Origin of the sequence: Limnospira fusiformis SAG 85.79, from assembly GCF_012516315.1 — a bacterium.
Classification (GTDB): domain Bacteria; phylum Cyanobacteriota; class Cyanobacteriia; order Cyanobacteriales; family Microcoleaceae; genus Limnospira; species Limnospira fusiformis.
On record NZ_CP051185.1, the window covers coordinates 3408635 to 3426699 of the forward strand.

Genomic DNA, 18065 nt, shown 5'->3' on the forward strand with positions numbered 1-18065 from the left:
GATCGCATCTATTATCAGTTGAGTCTGTGTGCGCCGTATCGTAACAGCATATCTAAACTAGCCAATCGATTTTGCCAACTTTGGACTTGGTAGGGTTTTTCCCTAGCATGGAGGGTCATATAACCGTTAAATTGAGATTGAAAAGTAGCTAATTCTCGTTGAGCGCGACTCAAGGCTTGAGGATTGGGGGACTCAGCCAAATTTTGCAAAGCCTGTGCTAAAACCTCTGCTTGGTTTCTAAAGCTGTTTAGTTGAGATTCCCTGATCCAGAGTTGGTCATTAGCGAGGAGAAAACTCCACTCTCGCTTGAGGGCTAAATAGCGATCGCTGGCAGCTTTGAGAGGCTGACGATAGGGGATAATGGGGCTGTGGTTTCCGCCATTATTTTGAGTGCGACGCAAAAATCCCTGTAAGTTGCTATCAATAGTTTCCACGGCAAAAATGGAATAGCCGCCACTAGGTAAATCTCGGAGGGCTTGAATTTGGTCGATCGCCACCACATTAGGAATATCCAAAAGTTTGACGGAGGGGGCGATTAAAGTAAGCCCTAACTGTTGTGGTCCGGTGAGAGGTTGAGTAATGCGCTGTAGGCGATTAGTATCGAGGGAATAAGTCATAGGGACTAGCAAATCAAGATATCCTTGACGCGCCCAAACTTCCCAATGTTGTTGAATTTTGGCAATGCGTTCAGTTTCCGGGTGTGGAAACACCGCCGCCGAGAGAATGACATTCGGATAATTAGTGCTTAACAGTTGTCGGACATCGCGGACAAAAGATGTCACCTGATCAGAGCGAAATTGTGTCCACTGTTGCCATAATACCCCATCACGGGGAGTCAGAGAAATGGGGTCAACTCCAGTTAAATCTCTAAACTGGGTTCTGGAGGCTGTACCATAGCCAAAATTAAAATTTCGGTTAGCATCCTGAAAAGGATAGCGGATATAGTCGAGATGAATGCCATCAACCTGATAATTGTGGGCTATTTCTCCGACCAAACGTAATAGATAACTGCGGACTTCCCGGTTAGCTGGATCTAGGTAAGCCTTGCGATCGTTTTCATGCCAAGTCCGACCCTGGTTATCCAAATTAGCCCATTCCGGGTAAGCGGACAACACAGGACCTAAATAACTGTCAGGTTGTCGCAAGAGGGCATTGTGTCGCTGATTAGCGATCGCAAATACCCAAACCCAGGCGTGTAATTCCATACCCCTAGCTTTTGCTAGTTTCACCGCCGCAGCTAAAGGGTCCCAACCGACGGTCAAAGGATTCTGGGAGGGTGCAACTCGCGAGGGGTAGATAGTATATCCGGCGTTGACAGTTTCAAAAAATACGGTATTAATTCCGGCATCTGCCAAACGGTCAAATATTTGGGCGAGTCCGGCTTCTCCTCTGGCCGCGACGATTGTACCACGATCTAGCCAAACTGCCCGAATTTCTGCACCCGATCGCTCTCCGTCGGTGGGGTAATTTTCCCACAATTTTTGACGGGCATCTAACCATAATCTTCTGGCAGCTACCCAATTTTGTGCCGCTACCAATTCGGGAAACTGTTTAATCGCTTGTTGGGCTAGGGCGATCGCATTTTGTGTCCTTGATGGTATAGAAGATGTGGCGTGTCTAGCAATTGTAGTCACTGGATTTTTCGGTTCAGCCGAAGCTATCTGCAAGTTAATGGGGGTACTACCAGAAGCCGAAGCTATAACAGCATTTTCAAACCTACCCAACAGATTCTCTAATTCTTCCCTCATCAAAATGGCGGTAGTGTTATCAATGGGGTCGTTACCCGGTTTGACCTCTAACCCTGCTGGCGCTGATTGTTCCGAGGGGTCTGTAAATAATTGCAGCAAAGAAGGACGGGGGTTGACTGAGGCTAGGTTGGGGTTACTAACTCGATTAGCTGGTGGGGGGGTTTGAATAGTTGTCCGGGACCCTGTATTTGACTGCTGAGGGGGGGTTTGAATAGTTGTCGGGGACTCACTAAGCCGCCGGGGTGGCGCTGGTTGTATGGTGTGATTTTGGCGGGCTACAGAGGATTGTGGGGGACTGCTAGCCCCAGTGTAACGATTAATAGCAGCCTGTAACCAAGCTGTATCTACTTCTGGTGAATCTCCGCGTCCCCAATGCCATCCTAAATAAATAGCCTGGGTGGTCGCAATAGCGGCGGCGGAAGCGCTGCTACCCTGCCAAACTCCGGCGGTGTAGCTTTCTTGGGTGGCGGGAATTAATACCCCACCTGCTACGGTTCCACTGGTGTTCACTGTGGCGGCCCACTCTGTTATATTACGACAAATCTGATCTTGACAGCGATCGCTTTGAGAAATCGGCGTGGCTGGGTTACTCAGGGGAAAAGCCCAATAAGACCCGATTAGGGTTCTTAGTCTTTCACGCGCTAAGGGAGTTGAACGGTTCCCCACTGTCCCACTGGCTATTAAGCGCCCTCCCTGTTGTACCCATTGTTCTAATATACGAATTTGGTCTGTGGTCATTACTTCCACATTGGGAAGAAATAATACTCGCAGTCCCCGTAATGCTTCCGCGCTATTGAGATTATCTATATCAATGGTTTGATAGTTGATGCGACTGCTTTGTAGTCGGCTTTCTACACTATTCCAGTCTGCTGTCGGTAATGGGGAACGTACTACTCCCAAAATTGTTTCGGCTTTCACTGGTCCAGGAAACCAGGCGGAGAGATTAATTATAATACCAGTCAGAATGGCTGTGAGTGGGTACTTTCGGGAAGATGCCATGGGCTGTTAAGTAGTTGGTTATTGTATGGAGCGAAAATCCGATCGCAATCGAGATAGGTTGTTTATGCAGTTACACCCCCAGAAACCCTAAGTCAGGGCGATTATCCCCCCTAATGGGGAAGAGCAGAAATCCTGATTCATTCTACAACTAAAGGCGATCGCCATGAATTGATCAATCCACCCATTTGGGAGACTCACCCCGATTGAGTTGTTGGGTTTATTCGTTCCCTGGGTTCAGGGCGTGAGCAAATCTATGTATAGCCGCCACATTAGATATTACCGCCAAAGCTATCAGTAGGGGGAAAATTTGCCCGGTTAATAATCCTACAATAATCAAAACTGTTCGCACAGCCCGGCTACCAATACTAGCGATACTGCTGCGACCTAATGATTCACTTTTGGCGCGGATATAGGGAACCATTGTAGTTCCCAAAAGTGCTATTAATCCCACGACTAAGTTATCCCTAGGGTTATCTAAGATTAGGGCTGATATTATCAAAAAATCCACATAGCGATCTAAGACACTATCCAGTAAGTTTCCCGTATCGGAAGCGATACCCCTACTCCGGGCTAGGTCTCCATCCAAACAGTCTAGTAACCCACTAATTACTATGGCTACAACTGCCCAAAGATAGTAATGTTTTAAGATTAAAAAACCTGCCAACCCGCCGCCAATCAATAAAGAAGTCCAGGTGATGCCGTTGGGGGTTATCCAAGACACATTAATCAAGACTTTGGCGATTTTGAGCGTGAAAAATTGCAGGATTTTGTCTAGGGGAGATTGAGGGGAAACGATGGAATTTTCGGGAAGTTCCGAGGTCTTTTCGTAGACGGTATCTGACATATTTTGATGGTTGATAAATGTTTTGTTATCAGCCAATAAGTATCACATTAGTTGGCAGAAGTCAATCATAATCAGACACTGACTCAGACATGGCTAGGTATTTAAGGATGAAAGACACGCGCCAAATTGGGTAGGACTTCAACTTTAATGGGGGCTGAGGAAATAGGTTCCCCGTCTATGGCTAAAAATTCTCCATCTTGGGGGTCTAGGTGAAAACCTCGCAGCTTATAATATTCGATTCCTGGGATGGCTAGATGCTGTCCTTTATTGCACAATAAAAAAGCCTTAATTAAGTTGAATTTAGAGATACCACGCCGCACTAATAAAACATCTATATTTCCATCTGTGGGGTGAGAGTGAGGTGCGGGATTAAGATTATAAGCCGCCCAGGGAACATTCATCGCCCATAACAGTATATAATCATCCTCAATTATAAGGGGAGATTCACAGTCGGCAGTAATTAGCGATAATTTGCCTCGATAATGACGCAGTTTCCAGATTTCCCATAGTGCATAAATGTCGGTTTTTAAAGAACCCAAAAACCGCAGATTATCCGATTTGATATCGACGGCAGCAATTAATCCCCAGGCTATGGAGAGAATGCTATAATAAAAGCGATCGCTTTCGCCTTCGCTTTGTTGGACTCCCAAGATATCCAGGGGTTGAATATTGCCTCTGGTGATGGCAATGGTAGCATTGATATGATTATAGGTTTCTCCAGCTTCTTGTAGCAGGGTTTTACATAAGCCATTACTGGTACCGGCGGGGATGATTCCCAGAGGTGTTTTAATGGCTTTTTCCCAGTCTTGACGGTTCATTAAGCCGTTAATTACCTCATGAATGCTACCATCTCCCCCCACAACTACTAAGCCATCAATTGAGGATAAATCCATATTTTTGACGCGGTTTTGGAGGTCGCCAGCATGACGGGTGCAGGTGACATTAAAGGCGGTGTTATGGTGTGCTAAAATGGGTTTTATTTGCTCAAATATCTGTAAGGATTTACCTTTACCGCTGGCGGGATTAATGAAAATCTCTAATCGTTGAGGGGAGGGGTTTGGGGGTTGATTTGACCAACTCATTTTCTGATGATTCCGGGAATTAATTAAAGGCGATCGCCTAATTTATATATTATCATATTATCATAGTAATTTATCCCAAAACCTCGCCGGATAAAATGTAAACCTCCGGGGCGAATTGGGGGATTAAGTATAGTTAAAAAAATCACAAATTTATGAGAGGATTTCCCACGTCAAAAAAATCTTCCATCCAGAGAGAACCAAGCAAGGCACCTTGATTTATAAACTCTTTGACTCCCTGCATATCTGCGGTTTTTTTAGCTTGAGTAAAACCCTGGCTATCTCGATAAAGTACCCATAACTCTTCTGGCTTTAGACTATTTACAAAAAATGGAGAATGGGTAGTTACCATTAATTGAGTATTAGCAGAAGCTGTCCGGCATTCTTCAGCCAGTTGTGGCAATAAAACCGGGTGTAAGTGATTTTCGGGTTCTTCAATGCCGACTAATTGAGGAGGTTTTGGGTCATATAATACAGTTAAATATGCCAATAGTTTTAAAGTTCCGTCTGAGGCAAATTTGGCGAGAATTGGATGAGAAAAAGGTGCGTCTTTTATTTGTAATAACAGACGACCATCTGGCATAATTGATGCTTCTACTTTTTCTAAGCGAGGAATTCGGGAAGATAAAGTTTTTAAGATTTCCTCTAAACGCTGGGGATGTTGTTCTTTTAAATATTGGATAACATTGGGTAAATTATTCCCCGTTGTGGATAATCTTTCTTGGGTTCCTGCTTCGGGAATGCTGCGGGTATTGTCGGCGGTTAAATAGGATAAATACCATCCGGTGATGAACCGCCTTAAAGCACTAACCCGGGGATGTTTGGCAAATTGCCCCAAAGTATTAACCGCTAATAATTCCGGGGAGTCAAGTTGTTCCGTGATTCTTTCGTCTTGTGGGTCTGGCATTTCCCCACTGATGACTTGTCCTTCCCCATTTTTAAAGTCCAAAAAACGGAAGGGTTTACCTTGTCCTCCTCGTCGCCAATGCAGCCATTCTTCGGCGATAAAAGGGCGATTATTTTCTTCATTGATGGCGAGATGATAGGTAATTAAAGGTGAGTCGGAGGTTTCTCGGTATTTTAATTCAATCACAATGCAGCCTTGACTATCTCGGGTGCGGAGTTCTCGAAATCTCCCCCGTCTATCCCAGGCTTTGCTGAGGCTTTCGGTAAAGCATTCAGATAGAAAGGCAAACACATCAAAAATTGTGGATTTGCCACTGCCATTGGGACCTAAAAATACGGTGAGGGGAGTAATTCTTTTTAATTCGAGATTTTGTAAGGCGCGGTAATTTATAACTTTGAGATATTCGATTTTGGGAATTGTACTCATAATTTCGCTGCTAAGACCTACTGCTAACTATAGCGGTGGGTCGGGGAATCCGCAATTGATAATAGTTGGGAAGAGTTTGTCAGGGTTTCCAGATGGTTGGATTGATGGGACTGTCCACCGGGTCAAGGGTTCCGATGTGGATTGATTAACTCTGGGGGTCTGGGGGGTTTCCAGAAGGTTTTTGGTCATTACTATCAATTAGTGCCGAGTTGAGCCATACTTATCAAGAGTTGTAGATGTGACCGAAGAATACACCAGCAAAACCTGTACTCACTGTGGTCATGTCCATTCCCAGCTAGGTGGCTCAAAAGTGTTCCGATGTCCGGAGTGGGGGTTCACTCTACCACGGGACTGGAACGGTGCTTTTGGAATCTTTCTAAAAGCTTTGCGGGATACCGCCTCTGTTATCTTTACGGGTAATAGTGCTATCGTCGCATTATCCGGGAACAACCGGAAAAATGTCGCGTAAATGTATCAGACAGGAAAAGGAGAATTTATGACGCAGCCTCTTATCCCTATCGATCAATGTCCAATTCAGATTGAGGACGATCGCACAGGTACAAATGTGGAAACTCTCAAACGGGCTTTTGCAGATAACCTGTTTTATCTTCAGGGTAAGTATGAGTCCCTGGCTACCCAGGATGACTTTTATATGGCTTTGGCTTACACTTTGCGCGATCGCCTCCTGAGTCGTTGGCTAAAGACCATGAAAACTTACATGGAGAAAGATGTTAAGGTAGTTTACTACCTCTCCGCTGAGTTTCTCATGGGTCGCCACATGGGTAATAGTCTGATTAACCTCCATCTTTATGATCGGGTACGTCAGGCCGTCGAAGAGTCTGGGTTAGACTTGGATGAAATCCTCGAACATGAACCCGACCCCGGCTTGGGTAATGGCGGTTTGGGGCGGTTAGCCGCTTGCTTCGTCGATTCCTTGGCTACTCTGGAAATTCCCGCCGTGGGTTATGGTATTCGCTACGAATTTGGGATTTTTACCCAGGCGATCCGCGATGGATGGCAAGCAGAAGTCCCTGATAAATGGTTGCGCTTTGGTAATCCTTGGGAAATTGCCCACCCTGACCAAGCCGTTGAGGTGAAATTGGGGGGCCATACCGAAATGTACCATAATGAAAAGGGAGAGTATAAGGTTCGTTGGATTCCCGCTAACCGGGTAGTCGGGATTCCCTATGATACTCCCGTTCCCGGTTATGATACTAATACGGTTAATCCCCTGCGTTTGTGGCGGGCTGAGGCTTCTGATGATTTCAATTTTGATGCCTTCAATGCTGGCAACTATGATGGCGCGGTCGCTGAAAAAATGCGATCGGAAACTATCTCTAAGGTGTTATACCCCAACGATAACACCCCCCAAGGTAAGCAATTGCGACTAGAACAACAGTTTTTCTTTGTTTCTTGTTCCCTACAGGATATTATCCGCACTCACCTACTGCGACATCCTAGCCTGCATAATCTTCATGATACCGCCGCTATCCAACTTAATGATACTCACCCGGCAGTAGCGATCGCTGAAATGATGCGATTGTTAATGGATGAACATGAGATGGACTGGAATACCGCTTGGCGGGTGACTCAAAAGACCTTCTCCTATACCAACCATACCTTACTGCCAGAAGCTCTGGAAAAATGGTCTGTGGGTTTGTTTGAATATCTACTTCCCCGCCACCTAGAGATTATCTATGAAATTAACCGCCGCTTCTTGGAGGACGTTAAACGCTGGTATCCTGGTGATGATAATTTGATCAGTCGTCTTTCTCTGATTGATGAGTCCGGCGAAAAGTATGTCCGTATGGCGAATTTGGCTTGCGTCGGTAGTCATGCTGTTAATGGCGTGGCTGCATTGCATACCCAACTCCTTAAACAAGACACTCTCCGGGATTTCTATAAGTTGTGGCCCGGAAAGTTCATTAATAAGACTAATGGTGTCACTCCCCGACGCTGGATTTTGATGTGTAATCCTAAACTCGCTGAACTTTACAACTCGAAAATCGGTGAGGGTTGGTTGAAAGACCTTAGTCAACTCAAGCAGTTGGAAAAATATGTTGATGACCCCGATTTCTGTCAGCAGTGGCGAGAAATTAAGCTGCACAATAAGCGACAGTTAGCCCAATATATCTGGGAACATAACGGCATCGAAGTTGACCCCCATTCGATGTTTGATATACAGGTGAAACGGATTCATGAGTACAAGCGTCAGCATTTGAATTTGCTGCATATTATCGCCCTGTATAATCAGATTAAGCAGAATCCTGACCAGCATATTGTACCCTGTACTTTTATCTTTGGTGGTAAGGCTGCCCCCGGTTATTTTATGGCGAAGTTGATTATCAAGCTCACTAATTCCGTGGCTGATGTCATTAACCATGATCCTGATGTTAGAGGTCGCTTAAAGATTGTTTTCCTCAACAATTTTAATGTTTCTTTGGGTCAGCGTATCTATCCGGCTGCCGATTTGTCTGAACAAGTTTCTACCGCTGGAAAAGAAGCCTCTGGAACCGGAAACATGAAGTTTGCTATGAATGGCGCGATGACTATTGGCACCTTGGATGGTGCTAATATTGAAATCCGCGAAGAAGCAGGCGAGGAAAATTTCTTCCTGTTTGGTTTGACCGCACAGGAAGTCGCTGATACTAAGGCGAAAGGTTATAATCCCAGGGATTATTATAGCAGTAATCCGTCCCTGAAAGCGGTAATCGATCGCATTGCTGCTGGCTATTTCTCCCACGGTGATAAAGAGCTGTTTAAGCCTTTGGTTGATTCCCTGATGTACCATGATCAGTATATGCTTTTTGCTGATTATCAGGCTTATGTGGACTGCCATAAACAGGTCTCCAAAACTTACAGTGATCAGGATAAGTGGACTCGGATGTCTATTTTGAATGCACTGCGGATGGCTAAGTTTTCTAGCGATCGCACTATTCGAGAGTATTGTAATGAAATCTGGAATGTGCAGCCTGTACCTATTGAGATGGAAGAATACAGCCAAGAAAATGCTGGTTTGAATCTCGGTAAATAACTACATTCTCGTGGGTGTTTGGGGCGGCTACAAGTCGCCCTTTTTTCGTTCACAGAACTATCGCCGCCTTAAATTATGTCCCACTGCTGAAAGTCCATATAACTGCTCTGGTTGCCTTCTTGTCTGTGTAGTCGCTGGGAGAATTAGCACCAGAGTTTTAAAAAAAAGCGATCGCCTTAGTCTGCTATAAAAATTAACGATACAGTCTAAAGTACAAATCAGCCAACCATTATAGGGAAGTTTATGTCAGAGCAAAAATTTGGTGTCATTGGTCTAGCGGTCATGGGTGAAAACCTCGCCCTAAATGTCGAACGCAATGGCTTTCCTGTCGCTGTTTATAACCGCACCAGTGCCAAAACTGATGAGTTTATGCAAAAACGCGCCCCAGGAAAAAATGTCAAACCCGCCTACAGCCTCGAAGAATTTGTCCAGTCCCTGGAACGTCCCCGGCGTATCCTCGTCATGGTCAAAGCCGGTAAACCTGTCGATGCCGTCATTGACCAATTGAAACCCCTGTTGGATCAGGATGATATGATTATCGACGGGGGAAATTCTCTCTATGAGGACACAGAGAGGCGCACCAAGGAACTCGAAGCTACTGGTTTAGGGTTTATGGGTATGGGTGTCAGTGGTGGCGAGGAAGGCGCATTATGGGGTCCTAGTTTAATGCCCGGAGGAACCGAGAATTCCTATCAGGCCCTTGAACCCATTTTAACTAAAATTGCCGCTCAAGTTGATGACGGCCCCTGTGTCACTTATATTGGCCCTGGCGGTGCCGGTCACTATGTCAAAATGGTTCACAACGGCATTGAATATGGCGATATGCAGCTGATCGCAGAAGCCTATGACCTCCTGCGTAATGTCATTGGCTTGAATGAACAACAGCTTTATGAGGTCTTTGCTGAGTGGAACACCACCGATGAGTTAAACTCTTTTCTGGTTGAAATTACTGCCGATATTTTTAAGCAAAAAGACCCCGAAACTGGCAAGCCTCTCGTTGACTTGATTTTGGACTCGGCTGGACAAAAAGGAACCGGACGCTGGACCGTCGTTAGTGCTTTGGAGTTGGGCGTTTCTATCCCTACCATTACTGCTGCTGTGAATAGCCGGATTATTTCTTCCTATAAGGATGAACGGGTAGCCGCCTCTCAGCAATTGCCGGGACCTAGTGCTAATTTTGATGGCGATGTTAGCGCTTTTATTAATAAGGTTCGTGATGCCTTGTACTGCTCGAAAATCTGTTCTTATGCTCAGGGTATGGCGCTTATTGGTAAGGCTTCTCAGGAGTTTAATTATCATCTGAATTTGGGCGAAATTGCCCGCATTTGGAAAGGTGGCTGCATTATTCGGGCGGGATTTTTGAATAAAATTAAGCAGGCTTATGACCAAAATCCACAATTGCCTAATTTGCTACTTGCGCCCGAGTTTAAGCAGACTATTCTTGACCGTCAGTCCGCTTGGCGGGAAGTTCTCGTCACTGCCAATACTATGGGTATTCCCGTCCCGGCTTTTAGTGCTTCTTTGGATTATTTTGATAGTTATCGCCGCGTGAGTTTACCTCAAAATTTAACTCAAGCACAACGAGACTATTTTGGCGCTCATACTTATGAGCGTATCGATAAACCCCGGGGGCAGTTTTTCCATACTGAATGGACTAATGTTGATTAATTCTCAGGTTTAGTCCCTTCGTGATTAACTGAGTTTTCCCTCACCCACAAACCCCCCACCTCTGGGGGGCTGCTTTATGCTATAAGGTGGCTATACATTCTATTTGCACTCGTGCATTTTCCGGGAGTTGCGACACCGCTACACAGGTACAAATTGGCAGATTTCCATCGGTGAAATAGCTAGAGTAAACGCTATTCATGCGATCGCTTTCCTGCAAGTCTACCATAAAAATCGTCGTTTTCACCACCTTAGACCAACCTACTCCCGCCGCCGTTAAAATCGCGCCAATATTATCCATCACTCGCCGCGTCTGGTCGGTAATTTCGTCATCGCATAACATAATATTTAGGCGGGGGGCTATGGCTATTTGACCCGCAATATATATACAGTCATTAATGATAACTGCTTGGTGAGGACTATTAGGAGATTTCGGCGCGTTTTCTGTATTAATAAATTCTGCCTTAGTCGAGTTTCTCCCAGACTCCCCCACTTCCATAATCAAATCATCATCGAGGTCATAAACTTCACCGTCTGGCATAATTGCGCCAATGATTTGAGCTTCTTGATAGTTAGTTAGGTACAAATTGGCATCAGTTAAATTGGCTCCGACAAAACTCGCATTTTTAACTTTGGCTTTCATTAGATTAGCTGTTTTGATGTTAGCTTGCTTGAAATTAGCCCCCTCTAAACAAGTCTCTCTCAAGATGGCTTCCTCTAGATTTGCCATTTTAAAATTACATTTTTTGCAGTTAGCTGCAGCCAAGTTGATGCGGAATCCATAAATGCCAGAAAAATTACATCCTTCTAAATCCAAATACGACCAATTTATGGAAAACATTTTACTACCAGAAAAATTAACATTTTTGATTATAGCTTTAGCCATGTTAATATCATCAAATCGACTAGATTCCTCGAATTGAGCCCCGGTTAAATCTGCCCCAGAAAAATCTATGGTTTGCAAATCAGACTTGATAAAACAGGCGTTAGTTAAGTTGGCATTAACAAATTGTACGGATTGGAAAGTTGACCCACTAAAGTTACAATTCTTGAGATTAGCATGATCAAAGGTCATCTCTTGAAAGTCAGAGTTGCTTAAATCAGCACCTTCTAAGTTAATCTCACTCAAATTACATCCTTTCCAAGTAGTATAAGATAAATCGACTCCGGGGAAGTCGCGTTCACCTAGTTTGTATCTGTCAAACAATTTTTGTGCTTCCATTTTCAGTTAGTCCTGGTAGATGTGGTTTTGACCCTATCCCAGAGTAGATATCTGCTGGGTATCGCACTATCAATTATATCTGATTATACGCCAATAGTGCATTTTTTAGGTGCTGGCTATACATTGGATTTGGACTCGGGCATTTTCCGGGAGTTGCGACACGGCTACACAGGTACAAATTGGCAGATTTTCATTTGTGAAATAGCTAGAGTAAACGCTATTCATGCGATCGCTTTCCTGCAAGTTTACCATAAAAATGGTGGTGGTAACCACCTTAGACCAACCTACTCCCGCCGCCGTTAAAATCGCGCCAATATTATCCATAACTCGCCGCGTCTGGTCGGTAATTTCGTCATCACATAACATAATATTTAGGCGGGGGTCTATCGCTATTTGACCCGCAATATATATACAGTCATTAATGATAACCGCTTGGTGAGGACTATTAGGAGATTTCGGCGCGTTTTCTGTATTAATAAATTCTGCCTTAGTCGAGTTTCCCCCAGACTCCCCCCCTTCCACAATCGAATCATCATCAGGGTCGTAAACTTCACCGTCTGGCATAATTGCGCCAATGATTTGAGCTTCTTGATAGTTAGTTAGGTACGAATTGACATCAGTTAAATCGGCTCCTATAAAACTAGCATTTTTAAGTTTTGCTTTCATCAGATTAGCTTTTTTGAGCTTGGCTTGCTTTAAATTAGCCCCCTCTAAACAAGCCTCTCTGAAGATGGCATTTTCGAGGTTTGCCAGTTTAAAATTGCAGTTTTTGCAGTTAGTTTCTGTCCAATTAGTTCCATGTAAATTAGTTTTATAAAAGCTACATCCTTCTAAGTCTAAAAAAGACCAGTTTACGTCGCTAAATTTAACTTTGTCAAAATTGACATTTTTGGTGATGGCTTGAGCGATTTCACAACAACTAAATTGACGACATTCTCCGAATTGCGCTCCGGTTAAATCTGCCCCAGAAAAATCTATGCCGCGCAAATCAGACTGGATAAAATAGGCGTTAGTTAAATCGGCATTAACAAATTTTACGGATTGGAAATTTGACCCACTAAAGTTACAATTCTTGAGATTAGCCCTATTAAAAACCATATTTTTCAATTCAGAGTTGCTGAAATCAGCACCTTCTAGGTTAATCTCACTCAAATTACATCCTGGCCAATTAGTATCAGATAAATCGACTCCGGGGAAGTCGCGTTCACCTTGTCTGTATCTGTCAATTAATTCTTGTGGTTTCATTTTCAGTTAGTCCTGGTAGATGTGGTTTTGAGCCTATCCCAGAGTAGATATCTGCTGGGGATGGCACTATCAATTATATCTGATTATACCCCCATAGTGGATTTTTTAGGTGCTGGCTATACATTGGATTTGCACTCGTGCATTTTCCGGGAGTTGCGACACCGCTACACAGGTACAAATTGGCAGATTTCCATCCGTGAAATAGCTAGAGTAAACGCTATTCATGCGATCGCTTTCCTGCAAGTTTACCATAAAAATGGTGGTGTTCACCACCTTAGACCAACCTACTCCCGCCGCCGTTAAAATCGCGCCAATATTATCCATAACTCGCCGCGTCTGGTCCGTAATTTCGTCATCACATAACATAATATTTAGGCGGGGGTCTATCGCTATTTGACCCGCAATATATATAAAGCCATTAATGATAACTGCTTGGTGAGGACTATTAGGAGATTTCGGCGCGTTTTCTGTATTAATAAATACTGCCTTAGTCGAGTTTACCCCAGACTCCACCCCTTCCACAATCGAATAATCATCAGGGTCGTAAACTTCACCGTCTGGCATAATTGCGCCAATTATTTCAGCTTCTTGATAGTTAGACGCATAAACATAAGCATTAGTTAAATTGGCTCCGATAAAACTAGCATTTTTAACTTTGGCTTTCATCAGATTAGCTTTTTTGAGGTTGGCTTGCTTTAAATTAGCTCCCTCTAAACAAGTGTCTTTTAAGATAGCATTTTCGAGAATTGCCATTTTAAAATTGCAGTTTTTGCAGTTAGAATTAGCTAAGTTTATGCAGGTTCCATTGATGCGAGAAAAATTACAGCCTTCTAAATCAAAAAGCGACCACTTTATCCCAGTCATATTAATGCCAGAAAAATTGACATTTTTGATAATAGCTTTAGCCATATTAATATCACTAAATCGACTAGATTCCTGGAATTGAACCCCGGTTAAATCTGCCCCAGAAAAATCTATGGCGCGCAAATCAGACTCGATAAAACAGGCGTTAGTTAAATCGGCATTAACAAATTCTACGAATTGCAAAGTTGACCCACTAAAGTTACAATTCTTGAGATTAGCCCTATTAAAAGTCATATTTTTAAAGTCAGAGTTGCTGAAATCAGCACCTTCTAAGTTAATCTCACTCAAATTACATCCTTGCCAAGTAGTATAAGATAAATCGACTCCGGGGAAGTCGCGTTCACCTAGTTTGTATTTGTCAAGCAATTCTTGTGGTTGCATTTTCAGTTAGTCCTGGTAGATGTGGTTTTGAGCCTATCCCAGAGTAGATATCTGCTGGGGATGGCACTATCAATTATATCTGATTATACGCCCATAGTGGATTTTTTAGGTGCTGGCTATACATCAGATTTCTACTCGTGTATTTGGGTTGGGGTGTACCGACGGAGATTATACCATTTTTAAGGTTGGGTGCGCCACAATGATTAATTATTATAAAAAACCCCGATTTTGTAGGTGGTGATTTGATGGGGGGAAAACTGTATATCTGTGGATTGGGTCAGGTGAAATCATCCTAACCTACCTTAGACCCACCTAGTCCCACGACTACATAACAAAATAACCAGTCAGCAAGATATGGGCGGATTTGGGAAAAGAAAATGTGACGATCGCACAAAATCTGTTAGAATGGAAAACGATAATTTTGCATCGACCTAGAACTCAAAAACTGATGCTGCCAAGGCAAGAACTACTTAACGGAATTGAAAATCGAGATTGTATCGCCAGAATTATCGACCTGGCGGAACAGGCTTTAAAAACCTGGGAAATTACCCAAACCGAGTTTCTCTCACCCCCAGAAATCGCAGAAGCACAAGGAATTTTTCGGCGACTGACAGAAATACAAGCGTTATCCTGGGGGGGTTATCCGCAAGCAGAACGTCAGCGAATGGCGATCGCACGATCAGAAATCCCCCTCGACTCAAGCCATGTAGAAATCGCAGCGATCGACATTTCCGGGAACTTTTTATTTGATACCGCGACTCACCGGGATTTTTTGGGTTCCTTATTAGGGACGGGAATTGTCCGGGAAAAAACTGGGGATTTAATAGTGTTAGGAGAACGGGGAGCCCAGGCTATTGTGATTCCTGAATTGGTGGAATATCTGGAGATGAACCTAACCCAAGTGCGGACAGTTCCCGTTAAGGTGCAACCGATTGATTTAAGCGAGTTGAAAGTTCGAGAACCTAAGAAAAAAGCCATGACTACGGTTGAGGCTTCTTTGCGTTTAGATGCGATCGCTTCTGCGGGGTTTGGGATGTCTCGGAGTAAAATGGTCAACCTCATTGATGGCGGTGATGTGCGAGTTAATTGGAAAGAAGTTAAACAAGCCAGCATTGCTATTAAAACCGGAGATTTAATCGCTATTCGCGGGAAAGGCAGATTGGAAATTGGGGAGGTTTCTGTCACCAAAAAACAGCGCTATCGAGTCGAATTAACTAGATATAATTAACTGATAATTAAACTATGTGGCAGGTGCAACCATCCCGAAAAATTCCTGATTGGATGATAGCAGAAATCCGGCGACATCACCCTAATATTTCCGGGAAATACTTGTCTCAACTGTTACTCTCTCGGGGAATTTCTACACCGGAAAAGTTGACTAGATTTCTGGAAATTGACAGCTATCAACCCGCCAGTCCCGCTGAATTTGGGGCGGAAATGCAGCAGGCGATCGCTCGATTAACTCTCGCTTATCAGAGATGTATCAGCCACAATAACCCTGAAAAAATCGTGATTTGGGGAGACTTTGACCCAGACGGTATCACCGCGACCGCCGTTTTGTGGGAAGGGTTGCGACAGTTTTTTGGGTCCTCTGTTTCCTACACTATTCCTAACCGTTTGACCGACTCCCACGGACTAAACCAACCGGGAATTGAAACGTTGGCGGCGCAAGGTTGTAGTCTGATTATTACCTGCGATACCGGAAGCACAAACTTAGCCGAATTACAACTCGCGCAAAATTTGGGTATTGATGTCATTATCACAGACCACCATACCTTACCACCCACACGACCCCCCGTCGTGGCGATTATTAATCCCCGCAATTTACCCTCAGACCATCCCCTTTATCATCTCTCAGGAGTAGCGATCGCTTATAAGTTAGTAGAAGCATTATATATGGCTTTACCAGGCGTTTCTCAACAGCCTTTAGAGAATTTACTCGACTTAGTGGCTATTGGTTTAATTGCGGATTTGGTTGAAATTACCGGAGACTGTCGCTACTTAGCCAAACGGGGGATTCAACAACTCCAAAAACAACAGAAAAACCCCACCCGTCCGGGAGTTTCCCAATTGCTGAAATTATGCAAAAACAATGGCGATCGCCCTACGGATATATCCTTTGGTATCGGTCCGAGAATTAATGCAGTTAGTCGCATTTATGGGGACGTTAGTTGTGTGGTGGAATTACTCACCACCCGCGACACCCAACAGGCGTACAAATTAGCCTGGAATACGGAAATAGCCAACAGTCGCCGCCGAGAGTTGCAGAAAAATCTCGCCTATGATGTGCGGAAAAAGCTGCAAAAAATCGACTTATCTACTACTTATGCGATCGTCCTGAGTGACCCTCAATGGTATGTGGGATTATTAGGATTAGTCGCGGGTCAAATCGCCCAAGAATATCGTCGCCCCACTATTTTACTGACTACCGAAGGCGGTACCGAAACCGGACTAGCTAGGGGGTCAGCCAGTTCAATTCATCCTATTGACCTCTATGATTTAGTATATAGTCAACGGCATCTATTGCATAGTTTTGGGGGTCATCCTTTCGCCGCCAGCTTGAGTTTACCCATTGAGAATATCCCCATATTTAAACAAGTCATAGACCAGCAACTCCGACAACGTATGGGGGGAATATTACTCCCTCAATCTCCCATTATAGTCGATTTGGTTTGTACTGTGGCAGAATTGGGTTATAATTTATTCCAAGAACTAAAATTGCTCGAACCCTGTGGAATAGGAAATCCAGTCCCCAAGTTATTAATTAAGAATTGTTGGTTTGAGAATGTTTGGAATAAAAATATTGTGGATTTACGGGGTAAAAAAGTTAAGTATATTAAGACTACCTATCAGCTATTTGATGATTCTACGGAATCAGGTTGTGCTGGGGTTTGGTGGGGTCACTATAAAGAAGAATTACCCCCCGGTCGATATGATGCGATAGTCGAGTTGGATTTTAATACTAATAGAAGTAAGTGCGAAGTGCGATTATTAGCTGTGTGTCCAGCCTTATCAGAAACGGAGATTAACCCGCCATTAATTACTGTTGAGATAGTGGATTTTCGGAATCGTGAACATGGGGAAAGTACAGTTTTTCCTGGTGAGAATAACCCCATAGAAAGTAGTTATTTGGTGGTGAGTAATTGTCCGACCAGTTGGGAGGAATTAACAGCCAAGTTTATTGAGGCTTTCAACGCTGAGAAAAAATTGGCGATCGCCTATTCTCTCCCTCCCAGAATATCACCCCCAGAAGTGTGGGAAAAACTCACCGAAATCGCGGATAATTTAAGCCATAATCACCAAGGGATTAGTCCCCAGGAATTACGAGAAATCTTGGGAATTGGGGATATAGCTTTAAGTAGGGGTTTAGATTGTTTAAAATCCCTAGGCTACCAGATAGAATTAGCCGAGGATACCCCATCAAATAAGCAGTTATATATTACCTCCCGGACTACTGCTGACCGGGGGGATATCTGTGAAGATGACGATGATTTTGCCACCTTACTAGACATCTTTTTTATCACCATTGAAGAAGAAAAATTTACCCGCCAATATTTCTGTGAAGTTTCCCTAGAAACCATCCAGGCTACCTGTAGAATGAGTCAACTCAAATCAATTTATAGTTTCCCCGGATAGTCGCCATTGTAGCAC

General features: G+C 43.9%; 11 protein-coding genes and 1 pseudogene. 5 read left to right on the forward strand and 7 right to left on the reverse strand.

The features are described 5' to 3' along the window. Positions 1-14: 14 nt before the first annotated feature. From HFV01_RS16060 to HFV01_RS16075, 4 genes are all read right to left on the reverse strand, one after another. A complete protein-coding gene (locus tag HFV01_RS16060; RefSeq protein WP_193520205.1) occupies positions 15-2747 on the reverse strand; it encodes a family 10 glycosylhydrolase in 2733 nt (910 codons plus the stop codon). A 217-nt stretch (positions 2748-2964) separates the two neighbouring features. Further along, entirely contained in the window at positions 2965-3627 is a 663-nt protein-coding gene (locus HFV01_RS16065) for a CDP-alcohol phosphatidyltransferase family protein (RefSeq protein ID WP_228116527.1), read from the reverse strand. 65 nt (positions 3628-3692) lie between these two features. Continuing rightward, on the reverse strand, positions 3693-4673 hold the full coding sequence (locus tag HFV01_RS16070) for a diacylglycerol kinase family protein (protein WP_006626184.1): 981 nt from the start codon (positions 4671-4673) through the stop codon (positions 3693-3695). A gap of 142 nt (positions 4674-4815) precedes the next feature. Then, positions 4816-6003, reverse strand: a complete 1188-nt coding sequence (locus HFV01_RS16075; protein ID WP_006626186.1) for an AAA family ATPase — start codon at positions 6001-6003, stop codon at positions 4816-4818. 229 nt (positions 6004-6232) lie between these two features. On the opposite strand from HFV01_RS16075, the pseudogene HFV01_RS16080 reads away from it, so the two are divergent. The 3 genes and pseudogenes from HFV01_RS16080 to gnd form a co-directional block, all read left to right on the forward strand. After that, positions 6233-6472, forward strand: a pseudogene (locus HFV01_RS16080) (zinc ribbon domain-containing protein); the annotation flags it as partial. Positions 6473-6499: 27 nt separating this feature from the next. After that, on the forward strand, positions 6500-9037 hold the full coding sequence (locus HFV01_RS16085) for a glycogen/starch/alpha-glucan phosphorylase (RefSeq protein ID WP_006669298.1): 2538 nt from the start codon (positions 6500-6502) through the stop codon (positions 9035-9037). Positions 9038-9280: 243 nt separating this feature from the next. Continuing rightward, a complete protein-coding gene (gene gnd / locus HFV01_RS16090; RefSeq protein WP_006669299.1) occupies positions 9281-10705 on the forward strand; it encodes a decarboxylating NADP(+)-dependent phosphogluconate dehydrogenase in 1425 nt (474 codons plus the stop codon). A gap of 79 nt (positions 10706-10784) precedes the next feature. Here the strand turns inward: gnd and HFV01_RS16095 are convergent, their stop codons facing one another. The 3 genes from HFV01_RS16095 to HFV01_RS16105 all read right to left on the reverse strand — a co-directional run bounded on the left by HFV01_RS16095 (position 10785) and on the right by HFV01_RS16105 (position 14414). Further along, on the reverse strand, positions 10785-11924 hold the full coding sequence (locus HFV01_RS16095) for a Rid family detoxifying hydrolase (protein WP_006626189.1): 1140 nt from the start codon (positions 11922-11924) through the stop codon (positions 10785-10787). Positions 11925-12029: 105 nt separating this feature from the next. Continuing rightward, complete coding sequence (locus tag HFV01_RS16100) at positions 12030-13169, reverse strand: Rid family detoxifying hydrolase (RefSeq protein WP_193520206.1); 1140 nt, start codon at positions 13167-13169, stop codon at positions 12030-12032. Positions 13170-13274: 105 nt separating this feature from the next. Then, positions 13275-14414 carry a Rid family detoxifying hydrolase gene (locus tag HFV01_RS16105; protein ID WP_193520207.1) on the reverse strand — a complete coding sequence of 380 codons (1140 nt, stop codon included), beginning with the start codon at positions 14412-14414 and terminating at the stop codon, positions 13275-13277. A 448-nt stretch (positions 14415-14862) separates the two neighbouring features. Between HFV01_RS16105 and HFV01_RS16110 the strand changes: the two genes are divergently transcribed. Next, positions 14863-15642: a photosystem II electron transport protein, Sll1252 family gene (locus HFV01_RS16110; RefSeq protein WP_006669302.1), complete on the forward strand. Its 780-nt coding sequence runs from the start codon at positions 14863-14865 to the stop codon at positions 15640-15642. A gap of 14 nt (positions 15643-15656) precedes the next feature. Further along, positions 15657-18050 (forward strand): single-stranded-DNA-specific exonuclease RecJ, encoded by a 2394-nt coding sequence (gene recJ, locus HFV01_RS16115; RefSeq protein WP_193520208.1) that lies wholly within the window; start codon positions 15657-15659, stop codon positions 18048-18050. Positions 18051-18065: the final 15 nt, after the last annotated feature.